This is a genomic window from Mesomycoplasma ovipneumoniae, from assembly GCF_035918255.1.
Classification (GTDB): Bacteria; Bacillota_I; Bacilli_A; order Mycoplasmatales; family Metamycoplasmataceae; genus Mesomycoplasma; species Mesomycoplasma ovipneumoniae_A.
Genome location: NZ_CP142136.1, coordinates 818,557 through 841,364, shown reverse-complemented (window position 1 = coordinate 841,364; position 22,808 = coordinate 818,557). Strand labels below are relative to the sequence as shown.

The window sequence follows — 22,808 nt, the reverse complement described above, 5'->3', positions numbered from 1 at the left end:
ACTCATGAAAAAATTTCTTTTCCCCTTTTCAATTTCATTTATAAGTTTTTTACTTGAAATTACGACTTTATTATTAAAAGTTATTTTTAATGACGCTTTTGATTTTTACCTTTTTTTCACGTTAGCTGTCGGAATTTTCATAATTTTTATTATCTCGCTAATAGTTGGAATTGTTGTTTTTTACCAATTTATAATTAAGCAAAATCACTTTTATTACCAAAAATTCGACCTTATTAACGAGGAAAATAATATTGGAATTGTTAATTTATCATCAACATATAAAATTACAAAAGTTTCAAAATATGTTAAAGATTTATACCCAGAAAGACTAGTAAATCGTGATATTTTTTACCTTTTTCCCCAATATAAAAAGGTTGAAGATATTCCACCAAAATTTGAGATAAAAAGGGGAAATAACTGGTTTGAAATTAATTATAATAAATTTGCATATTGAATTTCTTATCGTGATATCACACTTTTTAAGTCAATTTCGCAAGGTTATGAAAATAACTCGCTTGTTTTTGCAGAGGTTGAGGTGGATAATTTTGTCTCAACTAATTTCCGCAGTAGCGATCAAGACTACCCTAAAATTAAAATTTTTATTAATGATTTTTTTGAGAAATTGTCACAAAAATATAAATTTTTGTACAAAGAATATGCAGATGGCCGGATTATGTTAGTTTTACATTATGAGACATTTGTACTTTGACAAAAAAATCATTTTTACATTTTTCGTGATGAGAGCACTAAAATCGATGATACAACCGAAGTTTGATTTTCAGTAGGTTTTGGAATTGGCACAACAAATTTAGTGGAAGTAAAAAGACTAGCAAATGAGGCTTTAATTTTTTCAAAAACCCGTGGTGGAAATCAAGTTTCAATTTATCCTTATGGAAAAAGACCTTTTTCTTATGGTTCATATAGTGAATCTCTCAGCCTTCATTCGCTTGTTAGACTTAGAAGAATTGCGCGCCTTTTAGTTGAAAAACTCGAAAAAATTGATAATATAATAATTTATGGGCACATTAATTCTGACTTAGATTCATTTGGTTCTGGTTATGTTTTGGGTAATTTTTTAAAAAGATATGCTGAAGTTATTTATAAAAGAAAAATTAATTTTTATATTCAAAACCAGACTTTTGATACCACAACGACAAGATTTTTATCTCAAGCTGATTTTATCAAGAAAAATATTTTTATATCCCGTTCAGTTGCCTCAAAAATTACAATGGCTTCAAAAAATAATGATACTTGCCTTGCCATTTTAGTTGATGTTTCTGACGTTGAGCGAATTGAAAACAAAAAAGCGCTTGATCAAATTAATTTGGAAAATGTTTTTGTCTTTGACCATCACGGAATTAATTCCAAAATGCAAGGGATTTTGGAATTAATTCATGACTATATTGATGTCTCATCTTCATCAACATGTGAAATTATTACCCATTTAATTTTGCTAACAATTCATTCAGATATAAGTATTGATCAAGAATGGGCCCAAATTTTGCTTAATGGTTTATATGTTGACTCGGCCCAGTTTAAAAAAACCGCTAGCGCTTCAACTTTTGCGGCCGTTTCAGCCCTTGTTCGTTGAGGAGCAAAAACTGCAAAAACTGGTGAATTTCTCAAACTTAATGAAAATGAGTCAAAAATTATTAAAGAAATTCTTGAAAATGTCACCGAAGTTAAGCCAGGTTTTTTCCTTGCAAGTCTTGACCGTGAAATTGAAACTGATTTAGTCTCGATTGCTTGCGAGCAAATTTTGTTAGTTAAAAATCGTCAAGCTGCCTTTGTTGTGGCAAAATTACCGCAACAAAAAAATTATAAAATGTCAGCTCGAGGTGTTGAAAATGTTAATGTTCAATATATAGCAGAGCAAGTTGGTGGAGGCGGAAATGTAACTTCAGCAGCTGCTTATTCAACAGTTGAGACTTTTTCTGAATTTGTTGAAAATATTAAACTTGCAATTCAAAGGAGAGAATATGAAAGTAATTCTACTTAAAGATACAAAAGATGGTCGTGCAAACACTGTTGTTGAGGTTTCAGCTGGTTATGCTAGCAATTATTTGTTTAAAAATAATTTGGCAGAACCTTTTAATCCAAGAACTGAAAAACTTTTAAAAGAAAGGCTAAAAAAAATTGAAGCTGAAAAGGAAAACAAAAAAAATCAAGCAATTCAACTAAAGTCTCAAATTGAAAATACTGTTTTGTGATTTAAATTAAAAGGGACACTTGATTCAGTCCACGGGGCAATTTCGGCTAAAAAAATAAAAAAAGAACTTGAGACCAAAGATATTTTTATTGATAAGCACTTAATTCAAACGCCAGGAATTTCTAATTTTGGAACAAGTTATGTTACTATTAAATTAAGCCCTGAAATTAGTGCTACTTTAAAAATAAATGTTGTAAAAGATGAATAATTCGCGCTATACTTCCCCTGATATTGAGTCATTTATAATTTCTTTTTTGCTTTCAAATCCCAGAAAAATTATTAATTATATTGATGCAATTGACCCAAATGATTTTAGCGATCTCAGACTAGTTGAAATTGCCAAAGCAATTAAAAATGTTGTTGCCAGTGTTCCTGATCCTGAAGTTAATTTAATAATTGAAGAACTGCAAAAAAACCAAAAACTCGAAAAAATTGGCGGCAAGTCATTTATAATTTGACTTTATAATAATAATTTTTCTTTACCTTCAGAAATTACTTCGCACTTACGGATTGTCAGCGAGAAAAAAACTTTGCGTCAGCTCAAAAAAATTATCGAAGAATCAAGTCACGAACTAGATTTTGGTAAAAAAACATCACTAGAAATTACAAGTCAAATTGTTGACAAAATTAATCTACTTACTTTAGATAGTGCCAAGCAGTCTTTTTATTCAATTTACGAAATTGCCCAAGAAATTTTTCAATTTATTACTGAACTTCGCACAAGTCAAAATGTTATTAAAGGAATTTCGACTGGTTATGATAATTTAGATGTTGTTACCTCTGGTTTTCAAAGGGGTGAACTTGTAATTTTAGCAGCTCGTCCGTCAGTTGGAAAAACAGCTTTTGCCCTTAATTTAGCTTGAAATGTTTGCAAAAGTGGAAAATCTGTGCTATTTTTTGCCCTTGAAATGTCCAACACAGATTTAGGAACTCGGCTTTTATCACTTGTCTCAGGAATTGAATCAAATAAATTCAAAACGCCTAAAAATTTACGGCCTGAAGATTTAATAAAAATTGAAAAAGCAATTTCAAAACGACTAAAAGAGGCAAAATTGACTATAAATGATTCAGGTTCTATCAATATTGACGACATTTTTTGACAAGTTCAAAAACACTATCGTAACAATATCAAATATGATTTGATTATTTTTGACTATTTACAACTAATAAATTCAAGCGCAAATAATCAAAATTACAACCGTCAAGTCGAGGTTTCAATTATTTCCCGAAAATTAAAACAACTAGCTCGCGCAGTTAATACGCCAATTATTGCTCTGTCGCAACTCTCAAGAAATGTTGAACGAAGAGAAGATAAAACTCCTTTACTTTCAGATTTACGTGAATCTGGAGCTATTGAACAAGATGCTGACCTTGTTGCTTTTTTGCATCGTGACAATTATTATAATAAAAAAGAAGATGATCAGTCTAATTTTGACAGTGGACCAAATACAAAATTAATTATCGCAAAACACAGAAATGGCCCAACTGGAACGCTATTTTTTAATTTTTTACCTGAAATTGGTCAATTTGTTGCCGCCCTTGATTTTAATGTTTCAAATAAAAATAAAAATGAAATAAATTTAGGATTAGAGGACTAATGCCGGGTTATTTTATTGCTTTAGGAATTGTTTTATTATTTTTATTTTTGATTTCGGCCATTTTTTCAGCAAGTGAAACCGTTTTTACCGCCACAAGTCGGGCTAAAGTTGATGAAAATATTTCTGATACTTTTTGAGGAAAAAAACAAATTCTTAAATATTATGATAATTATGAAAAAACTTTAACAATCATTTTGATTTGAAATAATATTGTAAATATCGGAATTTCTATCATAATTTCGGCGCTTTTTTCTAATTTAGCAATTAATGAATCTTTGCAAATTTTAATTTCAATAGCAGCAACAACGCCACCTTTAATAATTTTTGGTGAAATTTACCCTAAAATTTTTGGTCGAAAAAAACCAATTTTATTTTTAAAGTCTTTTTGGATTTTTATTAGTTTTTTTTACTATTTTTTACTTCCTTTAGCCGCACTAATGACTAAATTTGTCAAAAAAATCAATGTAACAAATACTGAAAATGAACTAAAAAAAATAATTTTACAAGCTCACCAAGAAGATGTTCTTGAAAAAGATGAATCTGATTTGGCAATTAGAGCGCTTGAATTTGACTCTTTTAAAACCGCCAAACATTTTACCAAACTCGAGGATGTTGTCTTTGTAAAATATGAAGATAGTCTTGAATCCATAAAAGAAGTAATAATTGACTCAAATTTTTCTCGAATTCCTGTTTGAAAAGACGACAATTTTGTTGGAATTTTACTTTCAAAAGACATTTTACATCTTGATAAATTTGATATTAATGATCATATAATAAAAACTCCTCTTCTTCTTGCGACATCTTTAATTAAAACAAATTATGAGATTTTGAAAAAATCAAAATCTCATTTAGGGTTTGTAGTTGAGTCAAAAAAATCACAAAAAATTGTTGGAATTCTTACATTTGAAGATATACTTGAGTGTCTTTTGGGTCCAATTTATGATGAGTATGATTATCGCGATGACCTTGATTTTTATCAAATTAGTCCAAATCAGATCACAACAAAAGCTGAAACTACTATTTTGACAATTAACAAAATTTTAGCGGTTGATCTTCCTGTTAATTTTAAAAATTTAAATCAGTGACTTTTATCCCAAAGTTCGAAAAAAAAGCTGGTTTTAGGGGCAAAATTCTATTTTCACGGTCCAACATATCAACTTGAATTTGAAATTATTGACAAAAGCGCAAATACAATCGAGCTAAAAATAACCAAAAATGAATTCCAACAAAAAAGCTAAGTTTCGCGAACTAAAAATTGATTTAAATGGTCAAAAATATCCTATTTTTGTTGAATTCAGGCCTAAAAGTTCGCGTTTAATAGTTAAATTAGTTGATGACTATATTCTGGTTCAGACTGGACTTGTTTTAAGCGATGAAGTTTTAATTAGAAGCGTCAGAAATTCAAAATATTTTAATAAAATTATAAATATTTTGCCCCTAAGGCAAGTATTACACTTTTCTGAATCTTTTTTTTACCTTTTTGGTAAAAAAAACTATTTTAGCTTAATAAAAACAAAAAATAAGCTCTATTTGCAAAGTCAGTTTGCTATTTTTTCCTTAGGTCGACCAAAAAATATTGAGGCTAAAATCGAAAAACTATTAATGAAACATTTTGAAGACTACCTAATACAGCGAACAAATTTTTGAACCAAAACCTTAGAAGTCCCTGATTATATAGTCAAACTATCACGAAAAAACACATCATGAGGCACCAATTATTATCGTCAAAAAATCCATTATAGCAAATATTTATTTGCATTTTCAAAGGAAATTATCGATTATGTAATTGTTCATGAGGTTGTTCACCATTTTTTTCGCAACCACGGTAAGCTTTTTTGGGAAAAAATTGGTAAAATTATACCTAATTACACTGATTTAGTTAAAAAATTAACGAATTATGAGCTCAACTAAAAGTAATTTGAATGTTTATCTTTGCGGTCCTACGGTTTATAATCACGTTCATATCGGCAATTTAAGATCGGTAATTGTGTTTGATTTTTTAGTTTCAGTATGAAAATATTTTGGCAAAAAAGTTAATTTTGTCCAAAATATCACTGATATTGACGACAAAATTATCGAAAAAGCAATGGAATTAGGGCTAACTGAAGCTGAATTAAGCCAAAAATACATTTTGGAATATTTTAGTGTTCTTGAAACATTTAACGTTAAAAAACCAGATAAAATAATAAAAGTCACTGAAATTCTTGACAAAATTATCGACTATATTGTCAAGTTAAAAGATAAAAATTTTACTTATTTTAATCAAAACGGTGACCTTGTTTTTGAGGCAAGTAAAATTGCAAATTACGGTGTAATTTCTCAACAAAAAGTCCACAATTTGTATCAAAACAATCGTCAAACTAAATCTATAAATGATTTTGTTTTGTGAAAAAAAACAAAAAAAGGCGTACTTTTTGACTCGCCTTTTGGCCCAGGCAGACCTGGGTGGCATACTGAGTGTTCAGCAATTATTTATAATCATTTTGAGAAAAATTCAGTGGATATTCACGGAGGTGGTGTTGATTTGATTTTTCCGCATCATGAAAATGAAAATGCCCAACATTTTGCTTTAACAAATGAACCAATTTCAAAAAAATGAATTCGTGTTGGTTTTGTAAACTTTAATGGTAAAAAAATGTCTAAATCAATAGGAAATATAATTTTTGCAAAAGAATTTGCCAAAAAATATGATCCAGATGTTCTTCGTAGCATTTTTTTATCAATAAATCCTAGTGTCCCAATTAATTTAACAGATGAATTAATCCAAAATCACCAAAAATTGATAACAAAATACAAAAAAATTTATTTTGACTGAATTCTTGACCCTAAAGAAATTGAAAAAAGCGCTGTTGAGCAAATTTTATCACTCATTGATGAACAAAAATTTTCTAATGCTGTTTTTTTAATCTCTAATTTAGCAAAACAAAAAAAGAATTCAGAAATTGTTTTTATATTCAAATTACTAAGATTTAGCTTTACAAAAAAAGAAATTAACTCTGAAGATCAAGAAAATATTCAAATCTGAAAAAAACTTCTTGAACAAAAAAAATATGAAGAAGCTGATAAATATCGCGAAAAATTATGAAAAAGGTTCATTTTTTCATAATTTTTTCCGCGTTTCATACGAAAGTGAAAAAATATGATTAAATATATCTGTGGCAAGAATTCGGTGATAGAAGCAATTAAAAATGGGTTTGTTTTTAAACAAATTTATTGTTTAAAACAGCCCGATAGTCCAATTTTTTCGAACCAAAAAGTACAAATAGTTAATAAAGATTTTTTAGATAAATTAGTTTTAGCAAACCACCAAGGTTTTGTTGGCGTTGTTGAAAACTTTAAATTTTTTGAAATTGATGTTTTAAACAAGGATAAACCTGAAATTGTTTTAGTTCTTGATCATATTCATGATCAAAATAATCTTGGCAACATCATTAGAACAGCAAATTGTTTTGGAATTAAGCATATAATTTTGCCCAAAAAGCGAGCAGCTAAACTAAATGAAACCACATTCAAAGTTGCATCAGGCGGTTTTATAGGTATTAAGTTTATTCTTGTAAATTCAATTGTAGCTGCAATTAATAAATTAAAAAAAATAGGTTTTTGAATTTATGCCACTAATTTAAGTGAAAAAAGCAAAAAAATTAATGAAATTCAGTTTAATTTTCCCTGTGCAGTTATAGTTGGCAATGAGTCTACCGGAATTAAAAAAAGTAGTTTGTATGCTAGCGATGATTCATTTTTTATTCCGATGGAAGGTAAAATTGATTCTTTAAACGTTACAGTTGCAACGGGAATTATACTTTTTTATCTAAAAAACAAACAAAAATAAAGAACTATGAGGTTAATATTTACAAAATGTGATTAGATCGTAAGAAAAAAATAGCTAAAAATAAGAGATATTTTACCGTTTTAAACAAATATTCACATATTTTATTAGCTTGTTCAAAACAAGTAATGAAAACTTTCGCCCTCACACCGATAACTTATCATGATCTATTTAATGCTTCAATTGATAAATTTGTACAGTTATATGAAGAATTTGACCCAAGTTTAGGTATCCCGCTTGAAAATTATCTTGTTCACAAAATTAAATTATTTATGTTGGGATATGCAACTTCTTTTACCACAAAAAACTATCAAATAGCAAATTTTTCGGTTTCACTTGATGAATTACCTGAAAATATTGAATTTGCTGTCGAAAGCGAGCTTCACAAATTAGAAATTCAAGATATTTACAACCGAATTACCGAATCTTTTGATGAACTTGAGATGGAAATGTTTGAAATGTTTTTTATTCAGGACATTCCAACTAATGTTATTGCTAAAAAAATTGGCATCACCACACAAAAGGTTAATGATTTTATTCGAGCTACAAGTAATAAATTAAGAAGTTTTTTCCTAAATTAATATATAATTATAGACTGTAATGTTAAATTTTTAGGATTTATATGAAGAAAAAAATTAGTCTAAGCTGCTTTGTTTGTAAAAATCGGAACTATAAAACAAATAAATCCCTTCAAACTCGCCTTCAGATTAATAAATTTTGCAAAATATGTCGCAAATCTACTTTACACCAAGAGGAAAAATAATGTGAAAAAAACAAGCAAAAAATATTAAAATTCCCGATGGAATAAAAAAAAGGAAAAAAAAATTTTTCTTTCGCCTTTTTATTAAAGAGATGAAAAGGGTAAAATGACCAACAAGTCGAGTCGCTTTTCAAAGTTTTGGGCAAACAATAATTTTTTCACTTATTTTTATGGCTGTTTTTTTCACAATTACAATTATTGCTGCCTATATTTGAAATCAAGCCGGAGTAGGAATTTAGAAAGGAGCAAAAAATATTATGAAAATATATAAGTGATATATGATTTCAACTATTTCATCAAAAGAAGATGTTGCAATTACTTTACTTAAAAACCGAATAAAATACGAAAATTTAGAGGAGCACTTTCAGGAAATAATAAAATTTGATGTCCCTTATTATGAGGAAAGCGCAAACGGAAAAGCTGAAAAAAAACTCAAATATCGTAATTTATATAAAGGCTACTTTTTTATCAAGATGAATATGGTTGATAAAGCCTGATTTGTTGTTAGAAATACTCAATATGTAACAGGACTTGTAGGTTCTCATGGTAGAGGAACTAAACCAACGCCAATTTCAATACGCCAATTTGAGCGAATGAAAGAAAATTGAAATCAAAAAATTCTTAGTTTTCAAGAAACTAATGATACTACTGCAATAAGTTGGCAAATTGGTGATTGGGCAAAAGTGACTCAAGGGCCTTTTACCGGCGATATTGGCAAAGTTATCGAGATGAATGAGACTAAAACCTTAATAACAGTTGAACTTGAAAATGTTTTTGGGCGTAAAGCTCCTGCGACCTTTGAATATAAAAATTTAAAAAAGGTCAATCAGTAAAATTTAAATTTTAGTGGTTGAATTTTAAATATTTTTTTAAATTTGACTCTATCTATCAAGGCTAAAATTTTTCTTCTTAGTTGATAAAGTTTATCTAAAACAACTATTATTTTGTTTTTTGAAAAATTTTCAAAAATCTGAAAAACTCCTTTCTGAAACAAAGTTTAATAAAAAATAGTTATAACTATTGTAGTCAACAAATTAATTAAAATTTATTAAAAAAAGTCTTTTATTTGGGTAAAAGACTTTTTTATTTAATTTTTGTGGTTTTCCCGAGTTTAGTAGTTTGATGGTAAAAATTCACTTCTTATTGAGTACAAATATGCAAAAATACCGGTAAATCCTGGTTTTTTGATGCTAAAATCTTAATTTTATTATTTTAAAATTAAGATTTTGTTTTTAAAAAAAAAAAAAATGCTTGGTCTAAGAAAAAATTATGTTATAATAAGTTTCACTAAGAATAAATTAATAAATTTTGATATTGAATTAAGGGGGATTAGTTATGTTTTTGTCATAAAAAAATCAGAAAATGCGACTTTTCCATTATATTTTTAAATATGATGGAATGCCTTAAAATTACCCGTTTAGAAATCTTTAAATTTAAGGCTTTTAATTATGGCTCTTTCAAAACTTCACATATTTTTTTTAGGCTCAATTTAAGTAAAAACGAGTTTTCTATTTACATTGAGTTTAAATAGTAGTTGTATTTTTTTATGATTTTTGTTGTTTTATCTATAAACTGATTTTTGCCAGTGTTTTAAAATAGGTAATTAATTTTTGCCAAAAAAGTTAAAAAAGTGTCCAAAAACTAAACTAGGACAAAAAAAATTAACAGTTTAATATTATTATAACATCATAGCATATTGCTGTGGTGTTTTTCAATTTAAAATCGATTGAATTCTATCGTTGTTGTATCAAAATATATAATCTGCAATTATTTTTTTCAGATCTTCAAAAGTTATTTTACTGTAGTTTAACTCGTTTAAGCATTCACTTTTTATAATCGAAAATCAGTATTCAGCCTCCCTATTATCCAAAGAATTTCCTATGCGAGACAATGAAACAGTTCCTCCCATTTTATTTATTTTGTCAATATAGGTTTTTGAAGTGTATTGAAATCCATGGTCTGAATGAATAACAAAATTTTTATCAATAGACCTAAATGTCTTTATATTATCCATAACTAAATTAAGATCATTGCTTACAGATAATTTAAAATCTCTGATTTTTTTAGTTTTATGCTCAATTATTACAGACAAAAATACATGGTTTTCCTTAACATCTCTGGGAGCTTTTATATATGTAATATCAGTAGCAAAAATATTTCTATTTAATTTATCATTGTAATCGCGTTTAACAATATCCGGCAGTGCGAATTTGGTGTTCTTAATTTCGCTCTTTCTTCTTTTTTTCCTAATTTTGCATACTAAATTCAATCTTTTTAAATGTCTTCCAAGACTTCGAGCGTTAATGTCAATATTATATTTCATAGAAATATAAGCACTCAACCTTATGCGACCATATCTACCTTTGTTATCAAGAAAGGATTTTTTAATTATTGCATCATTTTTGTGTTCCCTTACTTTTATAACTTTAGTTTTAGATTTTGCCACTGATTGTCTGCATACATTAAAAATTTTTGCAGATTTGCTATAGGGAATACTTAGCGTTTTGGCTTCACTAATTTTTCCTGATTTTAATTTATTTTTATTGATTTCGTAATATCTCTTAGCTATTACTATTAATTCTTCTTTTGTAAATTCGTTTCAATCAGGTTCAATTGGTTTTTTAGGTTTTTTGCCACTCCCTGGCTTTCTGTTCGCACCTTTTTTATCTAATAATTGATCTTGCATACCATTATTATAATACCGAATAATTTTTTTGATTCTTCGAAGTAGTTGTGTTCTGGTTATAAAATTTGTTTCTGGCGAAATATCATTTATATAATTTATTGTTTTTTTTAATCCAAATTCATTGTAAATTTTATAAATCATATCAAACTCGTCTTTTTTAAAGTGTCTTGACATTAGTATTCTCCTTTTTATCGCATTTGAAAATTTAAAAAAAGCTAACACTTTGGGTGTTAGCTTTCTCCTTAAACTCGAACAAAAAAGCCAACACCTTAGTGTTAATTTTTTTTGTCCTAGTTTAAACCAGACACTTTTTTAAGATTACCTCATCAAACTGTGAAACTCGAGAATTTAATATTTGTGATTTTGATTTATTTATTTTTCTGGGCTACTAATTTTTAAACTTTGCAATAAATTTGTTGTAAACCCAAAAACCAAAAAAGAGTAGTCCTATTATTGAAAAAATAATTAACGGAATTACTCAATAAGCTGTGGATTTTTCAATATTGGACTCAGTAGTGTCAGAATTTTTTTCTAAACCTACAAAATTTAAATCACCTAAAGTTGAAAAATCCGAATTAAAAATAGTGAGTTCTTTTTTTCCATTTAGTTGTGGGGTTCCAGGTTTTAAAACAAGGGTTGCTTTTTCCAATTTTGGATTAGTTCGAAAATTATCTACAATTTGTGAAATATTCTGTAGGTACAAATATTTTTTTGAATCAATTTCCTCAGGTAAAAGAAGATTATAGACGTGATCTTTAATGGCATTTTCCAAATTTTCACTATTTTTTGAGATAGAAAGACTAAATTCATTGGCTTTAATTTGACTTAAATTGTTAATTTTAGGGTTATTTAGACTTCCTATAATATTAACGAGTTTAATAGTTTTTGATCCATAAAATTTATTAATTTGATTTTCCTTAACTTTTAGAGTCAAATTTCAAATTTTATGAGGTATTTGTTCACTTTCTTCGATATTTTTTATCGCTTTTTCAACAACATTATCAAAATTTTCAATTATAAAGTCAGAATTATAGTTGTATTTTATGTCTTTTCAACTCGCCTGGATTTGCTCCAAAATAAAATTTTTGGCATTTTGCAAATTTTCTATACCAGTAAGATTAATTCGCTCTAACAAAAGTTCATCAAAAATATTTCTTGAATCTTGAAAAATATCACTATTTTTTGTGCTTTTTTTCACAACGATAAAGGGAGTTTGTAAATCAAAAAGCTCGTTATACTCAGGCTTTAGATTAAAATTTGCAATTATATTTTCGTCATTTTCTTCTAAAAACAGATTCACTTTATCAAAATTTTCTTGATTTGAAAAGTAATCCATTATCTGAGATGAATTTTGCAAATTTTGACTTACTGTGTGTTTGTCGTTTTTCAAATTAAATTTAATTTTAGTTTTATTTTCATTTTGTTCTGAATCTTTAATTTCAATATCAGAAAAACTCAAGATACCTAAAACTTCATCAAAATTTTCTGCATTTTTATTATCTTTTTTAAGTATCTTAATATCAAAATCAAATTTATTATCCTGACTCTGAACAATATTTTCAATTTTTATATCAATATTACCAGAATTTTCATTGTTATCTATAAAAAATTTAGATACTTCAGAAATCATTTCTGGGTTAATTTGGAGAGCTTTGCGGCCTGTTGTGCTTTCAAAATCGTGATTTGAACCTGTGTTTTCGTTAATTGCCTGTTCTAAATTTTCAAAAGTCAAATTTTTTTGAACTAATAAAACAATTTTGTTTTTAATTTCGATGTTTTGGTCTAATTTTTGATTAATTCTGTTAATTTGCTGTTTTTTTACAACATTATCTATAAAATTTCTTCAATATAATAGAATTTGTTCATAAGTTAATTTTTTGATATTTTCATTTGTTATTTTTTCTAAAAGTAAGTATTGTTCTAAAATTTGACCTGCTTTTGATTCCCAAAAAGGGATAATTGATTTATTTGGAAAAACATCATTAAAAAGTTGAGAACTTGAATTTTCACCAATGGAAACAATTTTATATGATGAAAGTCCTTTGTCAAATTTAGATGAAAAAAGTCAAACTCCCCCAATCGAAAAATATTTATTTGCACTATTTGTAATGTCAAATTTTTCTGATTTTTGACCGTTTTTGCTTAAAATTTCAAAATTTTCACTATTATCTGAGTCAACTAAATATCTAAAAGACGAAACTTTATCATTCTCAGGATTTGAATTTAGCACTATATTGGCGCCTTTTCCACTAACACTTGCTTCTGCAATGAATCCAAATTCTGATTCAAGACCTAAATTAAAACGCGAAATTTCGCTTGGAAGTTGAGCAAAATTACTGTTTTCAGGAATAGAATCAGGATTTTTACCGGTTGATATTCAAACAATTTGCTTTTTAGTTCCAGTTTTTACATCAATTAATGGATCATATTCAGGATTTTTAACCTTAACTCCAAATTGATCATAAATTATTTGCCCATTTTTGTCTTTTAAGTAAGGTTCAATTAATTTTTGCTGATCCTTGTTATTTTTTGGATCTCAAGCAAACCACTTTATATCCATAATTGAATTTGCGGCTTTAATTACAAATTCAATTTCATAAATGGCCACTAATTCTGAATTATCCTGTATTTTATTGTCTTTTTGAAATTTTTTAATTTCAACTTTATAACTGTTTGTTGAATTTTGCTGGTTTTTTTGTTCAAGTCTCAAGTCCTCAAGATCATAATCAAAATTAAGATCCAAAACATCGACAGGATTTCCGTTGACATATAAAATTTCATTTTCATCTGGATTTGTAATGAAATTTAACTTTATTTTATTATGATATTCTCATTTTCCCCCGTATATTCTCCGAACTCCACCCTCATTTGTTTGAGTTTTTGGTTCATAAATTTGCACTGGTTCGTCAATTTTTGACTGATAAGTTTTAGGATCATAAATATTACCTGGTATAATTGTTAGCCTTTTTCAAAATTTGTCTTTATCTTCAAAAAATAAGTTTACATTCACCTTGTTATTTAACTGGAAATTGTAAAAATTTTTGTCCTGAGGGTGCTTAAATCTTATAAAAAATTCAATTTGCCTGTCGGCAACAATGTTAAAATGTAGATCTTCGTTGTATTTTTTTCCTTTTTTAAAAAGTTCATTTGAAAATTCAGCAACTTTTTTTTCAATTTCTTTTAGACCTTTTTGAGATGAGGTCAGCGAAAAACTTTGAATTTCATCATTTTTTTGTTGATTTGTTTCAATACTTATCGAAATTTGGTTATTCTTGATAATTGAGTTATTAAAATTTTGCCTTAAATCAGACAAATATTTTTCAAGCTCTAGATCCTTATTTAGAACTCTTTTTTGGTATGAATATCGATATTGCAAATTTACAGTAAATTTTTTAATTTTATCTCTTTGTAATTCAAATCCAACTCTGTAAATTAAATGATTTATTTTTATGTTTTTAAGGTTAAAATTCTTTTCAAGTTCGCCAATTTTATTTTTGGCATACTCATTTAAAATGTCTGAAATGTTGATTTTATTATGTTTTTTTGATGTTATTGATAATGAATTTCGGTCAAAAATTGACTTATCATATTCGCCATAAATGCTAAAAATTGTTTCTTCTTTCCAATTTCTGAATTTGGATTCATTCAAATAAAATTGTCAATTTCGACAATTTTCAAGTTGACTGCAATATTCAGGTGCAAAATTTTCACTTTTTATTTCAGGTCTTGAGCCTGGTTGGTAAAATTTTTCTTTGATCTCTCGATCAAATCAATATGAATTTAGTTTCCTTATTTCACCTTTTGAGTTAATGTTTTTATCTTTTATTCATTCAAAACTAAATGAATCAAGTTGTCTTTCAATTTCTAAGTCAAATTGAGCACTAAAATTTGCAAATTCAGATTTTGTTTCATAATTATCATAATTATTTAATTTAAAATAAGTTGTGTTTTGGTAACCTGCCGACAAAAAAAGCGCAGGAATAAGGCCAGAAATTAAAAAAAATGGTATTTTTTTGCTCATTAATCTCCTTTGTTAATTAGTTTATCGCCTTTATCGAAAAATAATTTTTTTTCGGCATTGTTAAAATAACCTGAACAAATATATCGATCATTTAAATTTGCAGAAAAAATGAACTCACCTATTTGGGCCAGTGCAATAAATTTTTTTTCTTCATCAGTAAGTCCGCCTGAAGATGAAAAAAGTTTGTCTACTTTATTTATATCGTTACTTTTTAAATTAAAAAAGAAAGCATATTGGCAGTTTTCAATAATAGCTTCACTTTTTCGAGCAGCTTCCCCACTAATTGCAAAATCGCCCGGATTTTGTGTTGTTATTATCAAACCACCATTGTATTTACGAATAGTTTTGGCAATTTTAAACAAAAAATCTAGCGCGATTGTGTTTGATTCATCAATAAATCGGTGCGCTTCGTCGACAATTAGAGTAATTTTTTTATTTTTGTAAAAATTTGTAGCAATTTTTCCTTCTATAAATGACAGAATTAAAAAAAATGCTGCTTGGTAAATACGTTTTTCCAGATGCATCAATGTTGAAACATTAAATATTACAAGACCATTTTCAATATTAAAATTCGAGTTTTGACCATTAAAAAGTCTATTAAGTTTCCCGTATTTACTAAATTCGTACTCCAAAGTTGATGAGACAATCATTTTTTCATGCTGACTAATGTAAGAAAAATTCATTAATTTGTAATTAGCAATTAAGTCATCAATAGTTGGAAATTCACGGGGTTCTAGAAGGCTAACATCATTAAAAAGTGTATAAAAGTTCTTATTTTTATAAATTTCATTAACACATTCAATGATAGACATTAGCATTTTGTGATCTAAATTTGGAAGCAAAATACCGAAAAAGCGCTCTAAATTTTGTAGGTGAAGTGAAATAGTTTCGGCGTTGTTATAAATAGTTTCATCAATAATTTTTGACTGAGGATTAAAAACTTTTTGAATTTGTAAAGGGTTAAAAATTGTTGATGATCCACTGGCAAAATTAATTGTATTTGCTTTTAGTTCTTCGCCTATTCTCCAATATTCGTTTTGTGGATCTAAAATAATCACTGAATTTCCGACAGCTTTATTATAAGTTAGCAATTTTTTTGTCAATGTTGACTTACCGGCGCCAGAAGTTCCTAAAATGAAACAATTTGAATTTTTTCGATCTTGATTTTGCAAAAAAAGATCGAAAAAAATAGGGGTATAATCAGTTTTACTAATCCCAATTATATTATAATTTCCGTCATTAAAATTTCGAGATGTAAAAGGAATTCCAAATGCAACATTACTTGCTTGCATTTCAATTTCTTCCTTTAAAAGGTTGCTAAAACGGAAAAAAAGTGAAGCAAAACCCTGTAATTGACGGTATTTTAGTGGATTTATTGTTCCGCCAATATTCCTTAAATTATTTCGATTTTTACTTTCAATTTCTTTAAGTTGAGACTTTGTTTCCCCTCAATTCAAAAAAATGAATGTCGAATAAAATATTTCTTCATTTGAAGAGCCAGCGATGTTAATTATTTCTTCAAGAGCTGCTCGCTCAGTAGCGGTTTTAGATTTTTGGACAACATTTTTTTGGTCATTCAAATTAGATTCTAAATTTTTTGCACCTCGGTTAAAACTTGTTTCTTTTTCGGCGCTTGTTAGTCGATTCAAATGCCAAACAACGCTGCTATTTGTTGAAAAAAGTTGTGCTGCTCACCCAAGAGGAAGATTGAATGGATATTCATTAATTGTTTGGACTGAAAAATAAATGTCATTAATTTTAAAATATTCTGGATGTCATTCAATTCGGTCTTGTGCCAAATATTTGCTAATATCATCACCTTCTTGAATTTTTTTATATTCTTGATCACTTAAAAAATCACTAAAATTAATTATTTTCAAATTTAAATCAAGTAAATCTCTAAGTGTACAAGTTTTAGCGCGAAAACCTGTTGATGAAATGTTCGATCTAAGCAAATTAAGTTGCTGAAGCAAACTAACATCATTTTTTTCATAAATAATAATAAAATAACGATGATGTAGATAAGTGTCAAAATTTGCAATATCATTTTTGTAAAATTGACAAAAATTTTCGTTCAAATTGGCTTTACATTCTTCCTGATTTTGTAAAAAAAATAGTTTATTTTTTGTTAAATCATTAGGATGAGCAATTTTTACAATCGAAATTCGACTATTAACAGCATTAAGACTTGTTGTAAATTGTTCAAGAATTTGTTCAATTTTTTGACTTCCAATGCTAAAAATATCCTGACCATAAATTTCAACTCCAGCTATAAATCCGCCTGAAATTTTAATAAAATCCTGTTTAGCACGGCTATATGGTAATAAATTTCGTGTATTTGCGCTTGTAGAGGAAATTTTGCTATAAACTTTAGGTCTTGTAATATAAAGAGCGATATACCAGATAATTTTATAACCCTTTAGCCCCCAATTTTTGTAGTATTTTATTAATGGAACTGTTCAAACTAAAAAAAAGGCAGTAGAAATTAACATTTTTAGCAAAATAAATAAATTTTCAGGAAGTGCAAAACTAATAGAGGCAGAAACTAAAAACAAAACAATAATTATTGGAATGTCAATTAGTGTAATGTGTCGAAAAATTTGGATTTGAACATTTTTAATTCGTTTATTTTGTAATTTCATAATTTACCTATCCAAAATACAAAATGTTTGTATTAATTGTTTTACTTATCTTTTTCTTGTTTTTCAGCGCTATTAGTGTTTGGTTTATCTGATTGACCCTCAATTTGTTCATCTTTTTTAGTCTTATTTTCGTTTAATTCATCTTTAACTGGTTTTAAATTTAGTTTAGATTCAGCAGTTTTTAATTCAGAATTTAAAATTATTTCAGTATTATTTTGGGCTTGACTGTCAACATTAATTTCGGCTTTTTTCTTTCTAGTTCGTGTTTTTTTGGACTCTATATTGTCAATTTTTTCATCATTTTGTTCAATTTGTGGGCTAACTTTTTCAACGGTTTTTGCGTTTTCTTCTTTAGCTATGGATGATTTTTCATCTGATGTTACAGAGTCGCCGCTACTTTTTTCACTAGTTTTTATTTTTCTTGTTTTTTCTTTTTTGTCAGTAGTTTTTTCATCTAATTTTGAATCAGACTTGTCAATTTTTACCTTTTTTTCTTTAGGTTCACTTGCTTTTTCTGCTTTAGTTTCCTTCTTTTTTACTGCTTTTTTAACTTTTTTAGTTTCTTTTTCAGCAGTTGTATCTTTTGCTTTAGAAGATTTTCTTCGCGTTTTTTTAGTCTCTTCTTCAGGTCACTCACCTCAAAATCTAGCCCAAAAACCTTGTTTTTTTGCAGGTTTTTCTACTATTTCTGGATTTTCAGTTTGATTTTTTTCATCAGTTTTATTTTCAGAATTCTCTTGTTGATCTGAATTTGGTCTAATTTCAACATCATTTTTTTCCATTTTTAGTTGTTTTTCATCACTAGATTCATTTTTAGATTGGCTTAATGAATCAGTTTGTTCTAATTTATCTTCAGAAGTTGCACTTTTTTCAGTCAATAATGAATCATTTTGATTTATTATTGGCGCTTCATCGATTTTATTTTGAGATGACGGATTTTCTGATGTTTTTTCAATAGTTGAGCGTGTATTTTTTGGCTTTTGTTTTAAATTTTGACTTGAATCGCCTCTTTTAAATTTCGAGAATAAACTATTAATTTTTTTGTTAAAAAAATTTTTTAATCCTTTTTGCTCCCCATTTAAAGCCCGATTAGCTCTGTAATTTCGTCATTTTCGAATCAAAGGTTTAGCTTGTGTCGCAGCAAAAGCAACTCCAGTCCCAATTCCCACTAGGTTCATTGCATTTCTTCAAGGACTTTGTTTTTGGTTAGGAAGAATTGAATTATCAACAATATCAAATGGTTTTTTTTGATTTCATTTTGAAGGCAAACCTGTTAAATCGGTAGCATTTTTTGTGATTATTTTGGTTTAATTTAAACATTGTCCCGGCCGCTCCAGCAAGAGCAACCCCACCAACTTTTAGAGTAGAAGAAGCTAATCTTTGGTGATGTTCAACAGCTCCGGCCTGTCCATAATTAGCCGCAATTTGGCGAGTAAAGGTAGAAATTGCCAGTCCGCCGCCGATTATAAAAGATATTTTTAGCAAAAAACGGAAGATAAATATCCCTTTTGCTCCTTCAAAATCAATTGAGTCTGCAATTTTATAGGTCGAAGCTACTCAAATTAAGAACAAATTAAAACTGACTTGGTAAATAATAATTACTGCAAATTGGCCAAAAAATGTTCTTGTTCAAGTTTTTAGTTTTCTACCATCGTCCCAAATGCTACTTACTGCTCAAAGTGGCATGGTTATAAAATTCATAAAAAGTTGTGCTGATGCCGTGAATAATGAAATAAAACTAATTCCTAAAATATAGGCAACAACAATTGAAGATGCCGAAAGTGTTATAATTAAAATTATTCCCTCACCGGATTCCATTGAAGTAAAAGTTGAATAAGAAGGAACACTAAAATCTTGACTAATTGTTTGAATTTCGCTGTCAGGAATTTTGTTTGATGCCGATTTTAACATTAATTCAATTAAATTTTGGTCGCCACTAATATAATTATTTATTATTGTTAAGGTTGACTGAATTGCAATTAGTAAAGCAAAAAAAATAACTGGAAAAGCAAAAATAAAAATAAAAGAGCCAACACTAACTTTAGACATCGCCGCAATTTCTGTATCTGCAGAATTACGACGAATAATTAAAAATTTGACATATCGTAAAATAAGAACAATAAAACCCATTGAAATCGAGGCAATTGCAAAAATTCAAAAACCGATTGGAAGACTTTCAAACGAAAATGTTTGTCTATGAAAAATTGCATGGACAATAATGTTTATGCCAATTTTTTCGAAAATATAATTAAAAAAGGCAATAACTGAAAAAGGTAAATAAACAAGTAAATACCATCCCAAAGTAAAAAATGGGTAAGTAATAATATTGATTAAACCACTAAAAAGTCAACCAAACATTACCCTTTAGCTCCGCCAGTTGCTGCTGAACTTGCAACAGAGATTATTACTGTTGATAATCCAAGGGCAACTAGAATGATTACAAATCCAATTGAGGACCAAATTAATGCTTTTTTTCACTTATCCCGCTTTTCAACATCGTGGGTAATTGCAAGCATTGTCGCGAAAAAAACAATTGCGGCAACTAAAATTCCACCAACAACGGGCATTCCTATTTGAGTCAGATATTTTATTCAATTTTGCAGCGTAGTTGCAAGAGTCGATAACTCGCCTCCAACTTTGGTGTCTTGAAATAAACTTAAAAAATACATTATTTTTCACCCATTCCTATTTTGTAATGCACATCTTTGATTTCAGTTATCCAATTTGCTCCTTGATAAATTAAATCAAAAGAGCCTTTAAAATCAATTAGATTCTCATAATCATCATCATAAAAGCAATAAATTTCCTTACCAAGATCGAGAAAAAAATTAACTAGATTTTGTGATCCACCTTTTTGGCGAAGTGAATAAACCACTAAAAAATTACTAAGGGCAGCGACTAATCGATTCCGTTGGACTAGCCGTTTTTTATTAATGTTAACCCCCTTAGGGTATTCAGAAATTATTAATAATTTATCGTAATCTTTAAAATTTTCAAACATTCAAGGATTTTCAACTCCATTTACTGAAACGCCAATAATTGGTATTTCATGTAAACGGAAAAATTCCATTACTTTTTGTTCTACTCCTTTATATCCATTTGTCACTAAAACGTGTCTTTTTATTATTTGATCAAGTGAGCGATTAAAAAAATTTTGAATTTGAGGAATATAATTTTCACCAATTAGTGAAGCTTTTGGTTGTAAGTCATTTAAAACTTCGATATTGCCACTATAAAATATCACATATGGTGGGTTTTTAAGAATCCGTAAGGATTCAGGGTAATTTTTATCTGTAATTGTAATTGCCCTAATCTCTTCTGAATTAATTAATTGTTCAATTTTTTCTATTTGCTCATCTGTTACCTCTTCATTTTGTTGAATTGCCTTTTGGATTGAAAAATAATCCCCTTTATATTTGATTGCATAGTGAATTAATTTTTTATTCATACGTCCTCCTTCTGCTCTAAATTAAGAAAAAAGCCCAAGAAAACGTTAAAAAAAACTTTTTAGCTAAAAAGTCTTTTTATTGTCCTTTTTTAGTCAATAAACTTAAATCTGGCTTAACTTATTGTCTTTATTTTTTTGGGAAAATTTTTAGAATTATAAAAGCTAAAACATAAAAAAAGCTATGAATTCATAGCTTTTTTTATGTTTTGATGGGCTTTAAAACAATATTAACTAACTACTTTTCTCAATTTTCTCTTTTTTAGTCAAGAAGTTAAAAATTTAACAATATATCCAATTAAAATTGCGCCAACATAACTTATCAAAGGTATAAACTGCTCAAAAGCTACTTCTTCAGAACTAATAAAAGGTAACTGAGAAACAATAAGTGTAAATAAAATAACAATCATACCTAAAATATAAATTACAATTTCTCAAATTGGAATTTGCTCATTTTTTCGTCATTTTCAAAGTAAAACTGTAAAAAGTGTGAGAAAATACTGAATTAAAAACGAGATATTTCCCGCCTTTAAAATTGTACCAAAAGTGTCTGTAACACCTGCAATTCGAGGAATAATTGTAAAAATTATACTTGAAGTAATTGCCAGCGAAACTGAAAGATAAATAGCATGTTGATATTCGTTGTGCTTATTTTTTTTGGCAAAAACCGAAGGTAAAAAACCGTCTTCAGCAAGCGGGGCAATATATCTTGCATAAGGTTGGACTGATCCCATTGTTGCTGACATTCGATTAAAGAATAATCCGATTGTAAAAAGTGATACTCCTGAGGCACCTCAAAGAGTTTCGTAGACTTTTTCAAGTCCAAAGTTTGAAAGATATTCGCTACCAAGTCCTAAAAAAATTATATAAAATAAAAAATAGGCGGAAATTACTATAAGAAACATTAGAATTATTACTTTTTTAAATCGTTTTGTTTCGACATTTTGTGAAATTGTCGCTAATGACTCAAAACCACCATAAGAATAAATAAATGATAAAATTGTTCCAGCGAATAATGTAACACTAAAAGGTTGGATTTGGCTAAAACTATGTCCATATGTATTTGATTGAATAATTAAATAAATGATTAAACCAAAACCAATAAAAAGTGTTGCTCATTTAAAAATAGCAGTAAATAAAATTATTCGTTTTGAGAGTTTAAATCCAAAGCTACCGGCAAGAATTAAAATTATATAAACTACTAATGAAATTGCAACATAAAGTCATTGGCGATCGGGATCAAATTCTGTTAGTAGTGTTGAAAAAAATAGCGGACTTGTTGCCGAGAAAAGCATAATTCGGGCAACTTGATTTCAACCTAAGAAGAAAACAAGTCCATTTTTAAAGGTTTTTTTAGCATATGCATATGAACCACCAACTTCATTTTGGTATTTCTGCCCAGCTCGAGCAAAAGCAAAAATAACCGCTAAAGTAATTAAAGATGTTAGAATAAAGACAAAAACACCCCAAATTCCTTGATTAATTACTCTCGAAATAGTGGCTATGAAGCCAAATCCTACAACATAATTTAGCCCATAAAAAATAAATTGTCGTTCTGTAAGTGAGTTTTTTGATTTTGTTTTCATTATTTTGGCCTTTAATTTTCAAAATTGTATTAAAT

19 protein-coding genes are annotated in these 22,808 nt (G+C 28.1%); 11 read left to right on the top strand and 8 right to left on the bottom strand.

Annotated elements, in window-relative coordinates; translation table 4 throughout:
- The first annotated feature begins 4 nt into the window (after positions 1–4).
- The 11 genes from U3G01_RS02985 to nusG are packed head-to-tail and all read left to right on the top strand — an operon-like array spanning position 5 to position 9,226.
- A complete protein-coding gene (locus tag U3G01_RS02985; protein WP_255031120.1) occupies positions 5–1,999 on the top strand; it encodes a DHH family phosphoesterase in 1,995 nt (664 codons plus the stop codon).
- Positions 1,980–2,417 (top strand): 50S ribosomal protein L9, encoded by a 438-nt coding sequence (gene rplI / locus U3G01_RS02980; RefSeq protein ID WP_069096481.1) that lies wholly within the window; start codon positions 1,980–1,982, stop codon positions 2,415–2,417. Before U3G01_RS02985 ends, rplI begins: the two co-directional genes overlap by 20 nt.
- Positions 2,410–3,807, top strand: a complete 1,398-nt coding sequence (dnaB, locus tag U3G01_RS02975; RefSeq protein WP_069098632.1) for a replicative DNA helicase — start codon at positions 2,410–2,412, stop codon at positions 3,805–3,807. The genes rplI and dnaB overlap by 8 nt, the downstream gene beginning before the upstream one ends.
- The gene (locus U3G01_RS02970) at positions 3,807–5,045 is read left to right on the top strand and encodes a CNNM domain-containing protein (protein ID WP_255031119.1); all 1,239 of its coding nucleotides are present in this window, start codon (positions 3,807–3,809) and stop codon (positions 5,043–5,045) included. The genes dnaB and U3G01_RS02970 overlap by 1 nt, the downstream gene beginning before the upstream one ends.
- Positions 5,023–5,718: a YgjP-like metallopeptidase domain-containing protein gene (locus U3G01_RS02965; RefSeq protein ID WP_069098734.1), complete on the top strand. Its 696-nt coding sequence runs from the start codon at positions 5,023–5,025 to the stop codon at positions 5,716–5,718. Before U3G01_RS02970 ends, U3G01_RS02965 begins: the two co-directional genes overlap by 23 nt.
- Positions 5,705–6,913, top strand: a complete 1,209-nt coding sequence (cysS, locus tag U3G01_RS02960; protein ID WP_255031117.1) for a cysteine--tRNA ligase — start codon at positions 5,705–5,707, stop codon at positions 6,911–6,913. The genes U3G01_RS02965 and cysS overlap by 14 nt, the downstream gene beginning before the upstream one ends.
- A gap of 33 nt (positions 6,914–6,946) precedes the next feature.
- Positions 6,947–7,636, top strand: coding sequence for a 23S rRNA (guanosine(2251)-2'-O)-methyltransferase RlmB (gene rlmB, locus U3G01_RS02955; protein ID WP_255031116.1), 690 nt, complete (start codon positions 6,947–6,949; stop codon positions 7,634–7,636).
- A 26-nt stretch (positions 7,637–7,662) separates the two neighbouring features.
- Complete coding sequence (locus U3G01_RS02950; protein ID WP_010320913.1) at positions 7,663–8,214, top strand: sigma-70 family RNA polymerase sigma factor; 552 nt, start codon at positions 7,663–7,665, stop codon at positions 8,212–8,214.
- Positions 8,215–8,255: 41 nt separating this feature from the next.
- Positions 8,256–8,396 (top strand): 50S ribosomal protein L33, encoded by a 141-nt coding sequence (rpmG, locus tag U3G01_RS02945; protein WP_010320912.1) that lies wholly within the window; start codon positions 8,256–8,258, stop codon positions 8,394–8,396.
- Entirely contained in the window at positions 8,396–8,632 is a 237-nt protein-coding gene (secE, locus tag U3G01_RS02940; protein ID WP_010320911.1) for a preprotein translocase subunit SecE, read from the top strand. The genes rpmG and secE overlap by 1 nt, the downstream gene beginning before the upstream one ends.
- A gap of 18 nt (positions 8,633–8,650) precedes the next feature.
- On the top strand, positions 8,651–9,226 hold the full coding sequence (gene nusG / locus U3G01_RS02935; protein ID WP_255031112.1) for a transcription termination/antitermination protein NusG: 576 nt from the start codon (positions 8,651–8,653) through the stop codon (positions 9,224–9,226).
- A gap of 845 nt (positions 9,227–10,071) precedes the next feature.
- Here nusG and U3G01_RS02930 read toward each other — a convergent pair.
- From U3G01_RS02930 to U3G01_RS02895, 8 genes are all read right to left on the bottom strand, one after another.
- Positions 10,072–11,253, bottom strand: a complete 1,182-nt coding sequence (locus U3G01_RS02930; protein ID WP_326564828.1) for an IS3 family transposase — start codon at positions 11,251–11,253, stop codon at positions 10,072–10,074.
- 214 nt (positions 11,254–11,467) lie between these two features.
- The gene (locus U3G01_RS02925) at positions 11,468–15,100 is read right to left on the bottom strand and encodes an Mbov_0399 family ICE element protein (protein WP_255030626.1); all 3,633 of its coding nucleotides are present in this window, start codon (positions 15,098–15,100) and stop codon (positions 11,468–11,470) included.
- Complete coding sequence (locus U3G01_RS02920) at positions 15,100–17,742, bottom strand: Mbov_0397 family ICE element conjugal transfer ATPase (protein ID WP_255030631.1); 2,643 nt, start codon at positions 17,740–17,742, stop codon at positions 15,100–15,102. The genes U3G01_RS02925 and U3G01_RS02920 overlap by 1 nt, the downstream gene beginning before the upstream one ends.
- Before the next feature lie 41 nt (positions 17,743–17,783).
- Positions 17,784–19,010 carry a hypothetical protein gene (locus tag U3G01_RS02915; protein WP_326564827.1) on the bottom strand — a complete coding sequence of 409 codons (1,227 nt, stop codon included), beginning with the start codon at positions 19,008–19,010 and terminating at the stop codon, positions 17,784–17,786.
- A complete protein-coding gene (locus tag U3G01_RS02910; protein WP_326564826.1) occupies positions 18,964–20,100 on the bottom strand; it encodes an Mbov_0396 family ICE element transmembrane protein in 1,137 nt (378 codons plus the stop codon). The genes U3G01_RS02915 and U3G01_RS02910 overlap by 47 nt, the downstream gene beginning before the upstream one ends.
- The gene (locus U3G01_RS02905; protein ID WP_069098429.1) at positions 20,100–20,411 is read right to left on the bottom strand and encodes an Mbov_0395 family pilin-like conjugal transfer protein; all 312 of its coding nucleotides are present in this window, start codon (positions 20,409–20,411) and stop codon (positions 20,100–20,102) included. Before U3G01_RS02905 ends, U3G01_RS02910 begins: the two co-directional genes overlap by 1 nt.
- Positions 20,411–21,190 carry a DNA-processing protein DprA gene (locus U3G01_RS02900; protein ID WP_255030640.1) on the bottom strand — a complete coding sequence of 260 codons (780 nt, stop codon included), beginning with the start codon at positions 21,188–21,190 and terminating at the stop codon, positions 20,411–20,413. The genes U3G01_RS02905 and U3G01_RS02900 overlap by 1 nt, the downstream gene beginning before the upstream one ends.
- Positions 21,191–21,417: 227 nt before the next feature.
- Positions 21,418–22,776: an APC family permease gene (locus U3G01_RS02895; RefSeq protein WP_308700460.1), complete on the bottom strand. Its 1,359-nt coding sequence runs from the start codon at positions 22,774–22,776 to the stop codon at positions 21,418–21,420.
- Positions 22,777–22,808 lie beyond the last annotated feature (32 nt).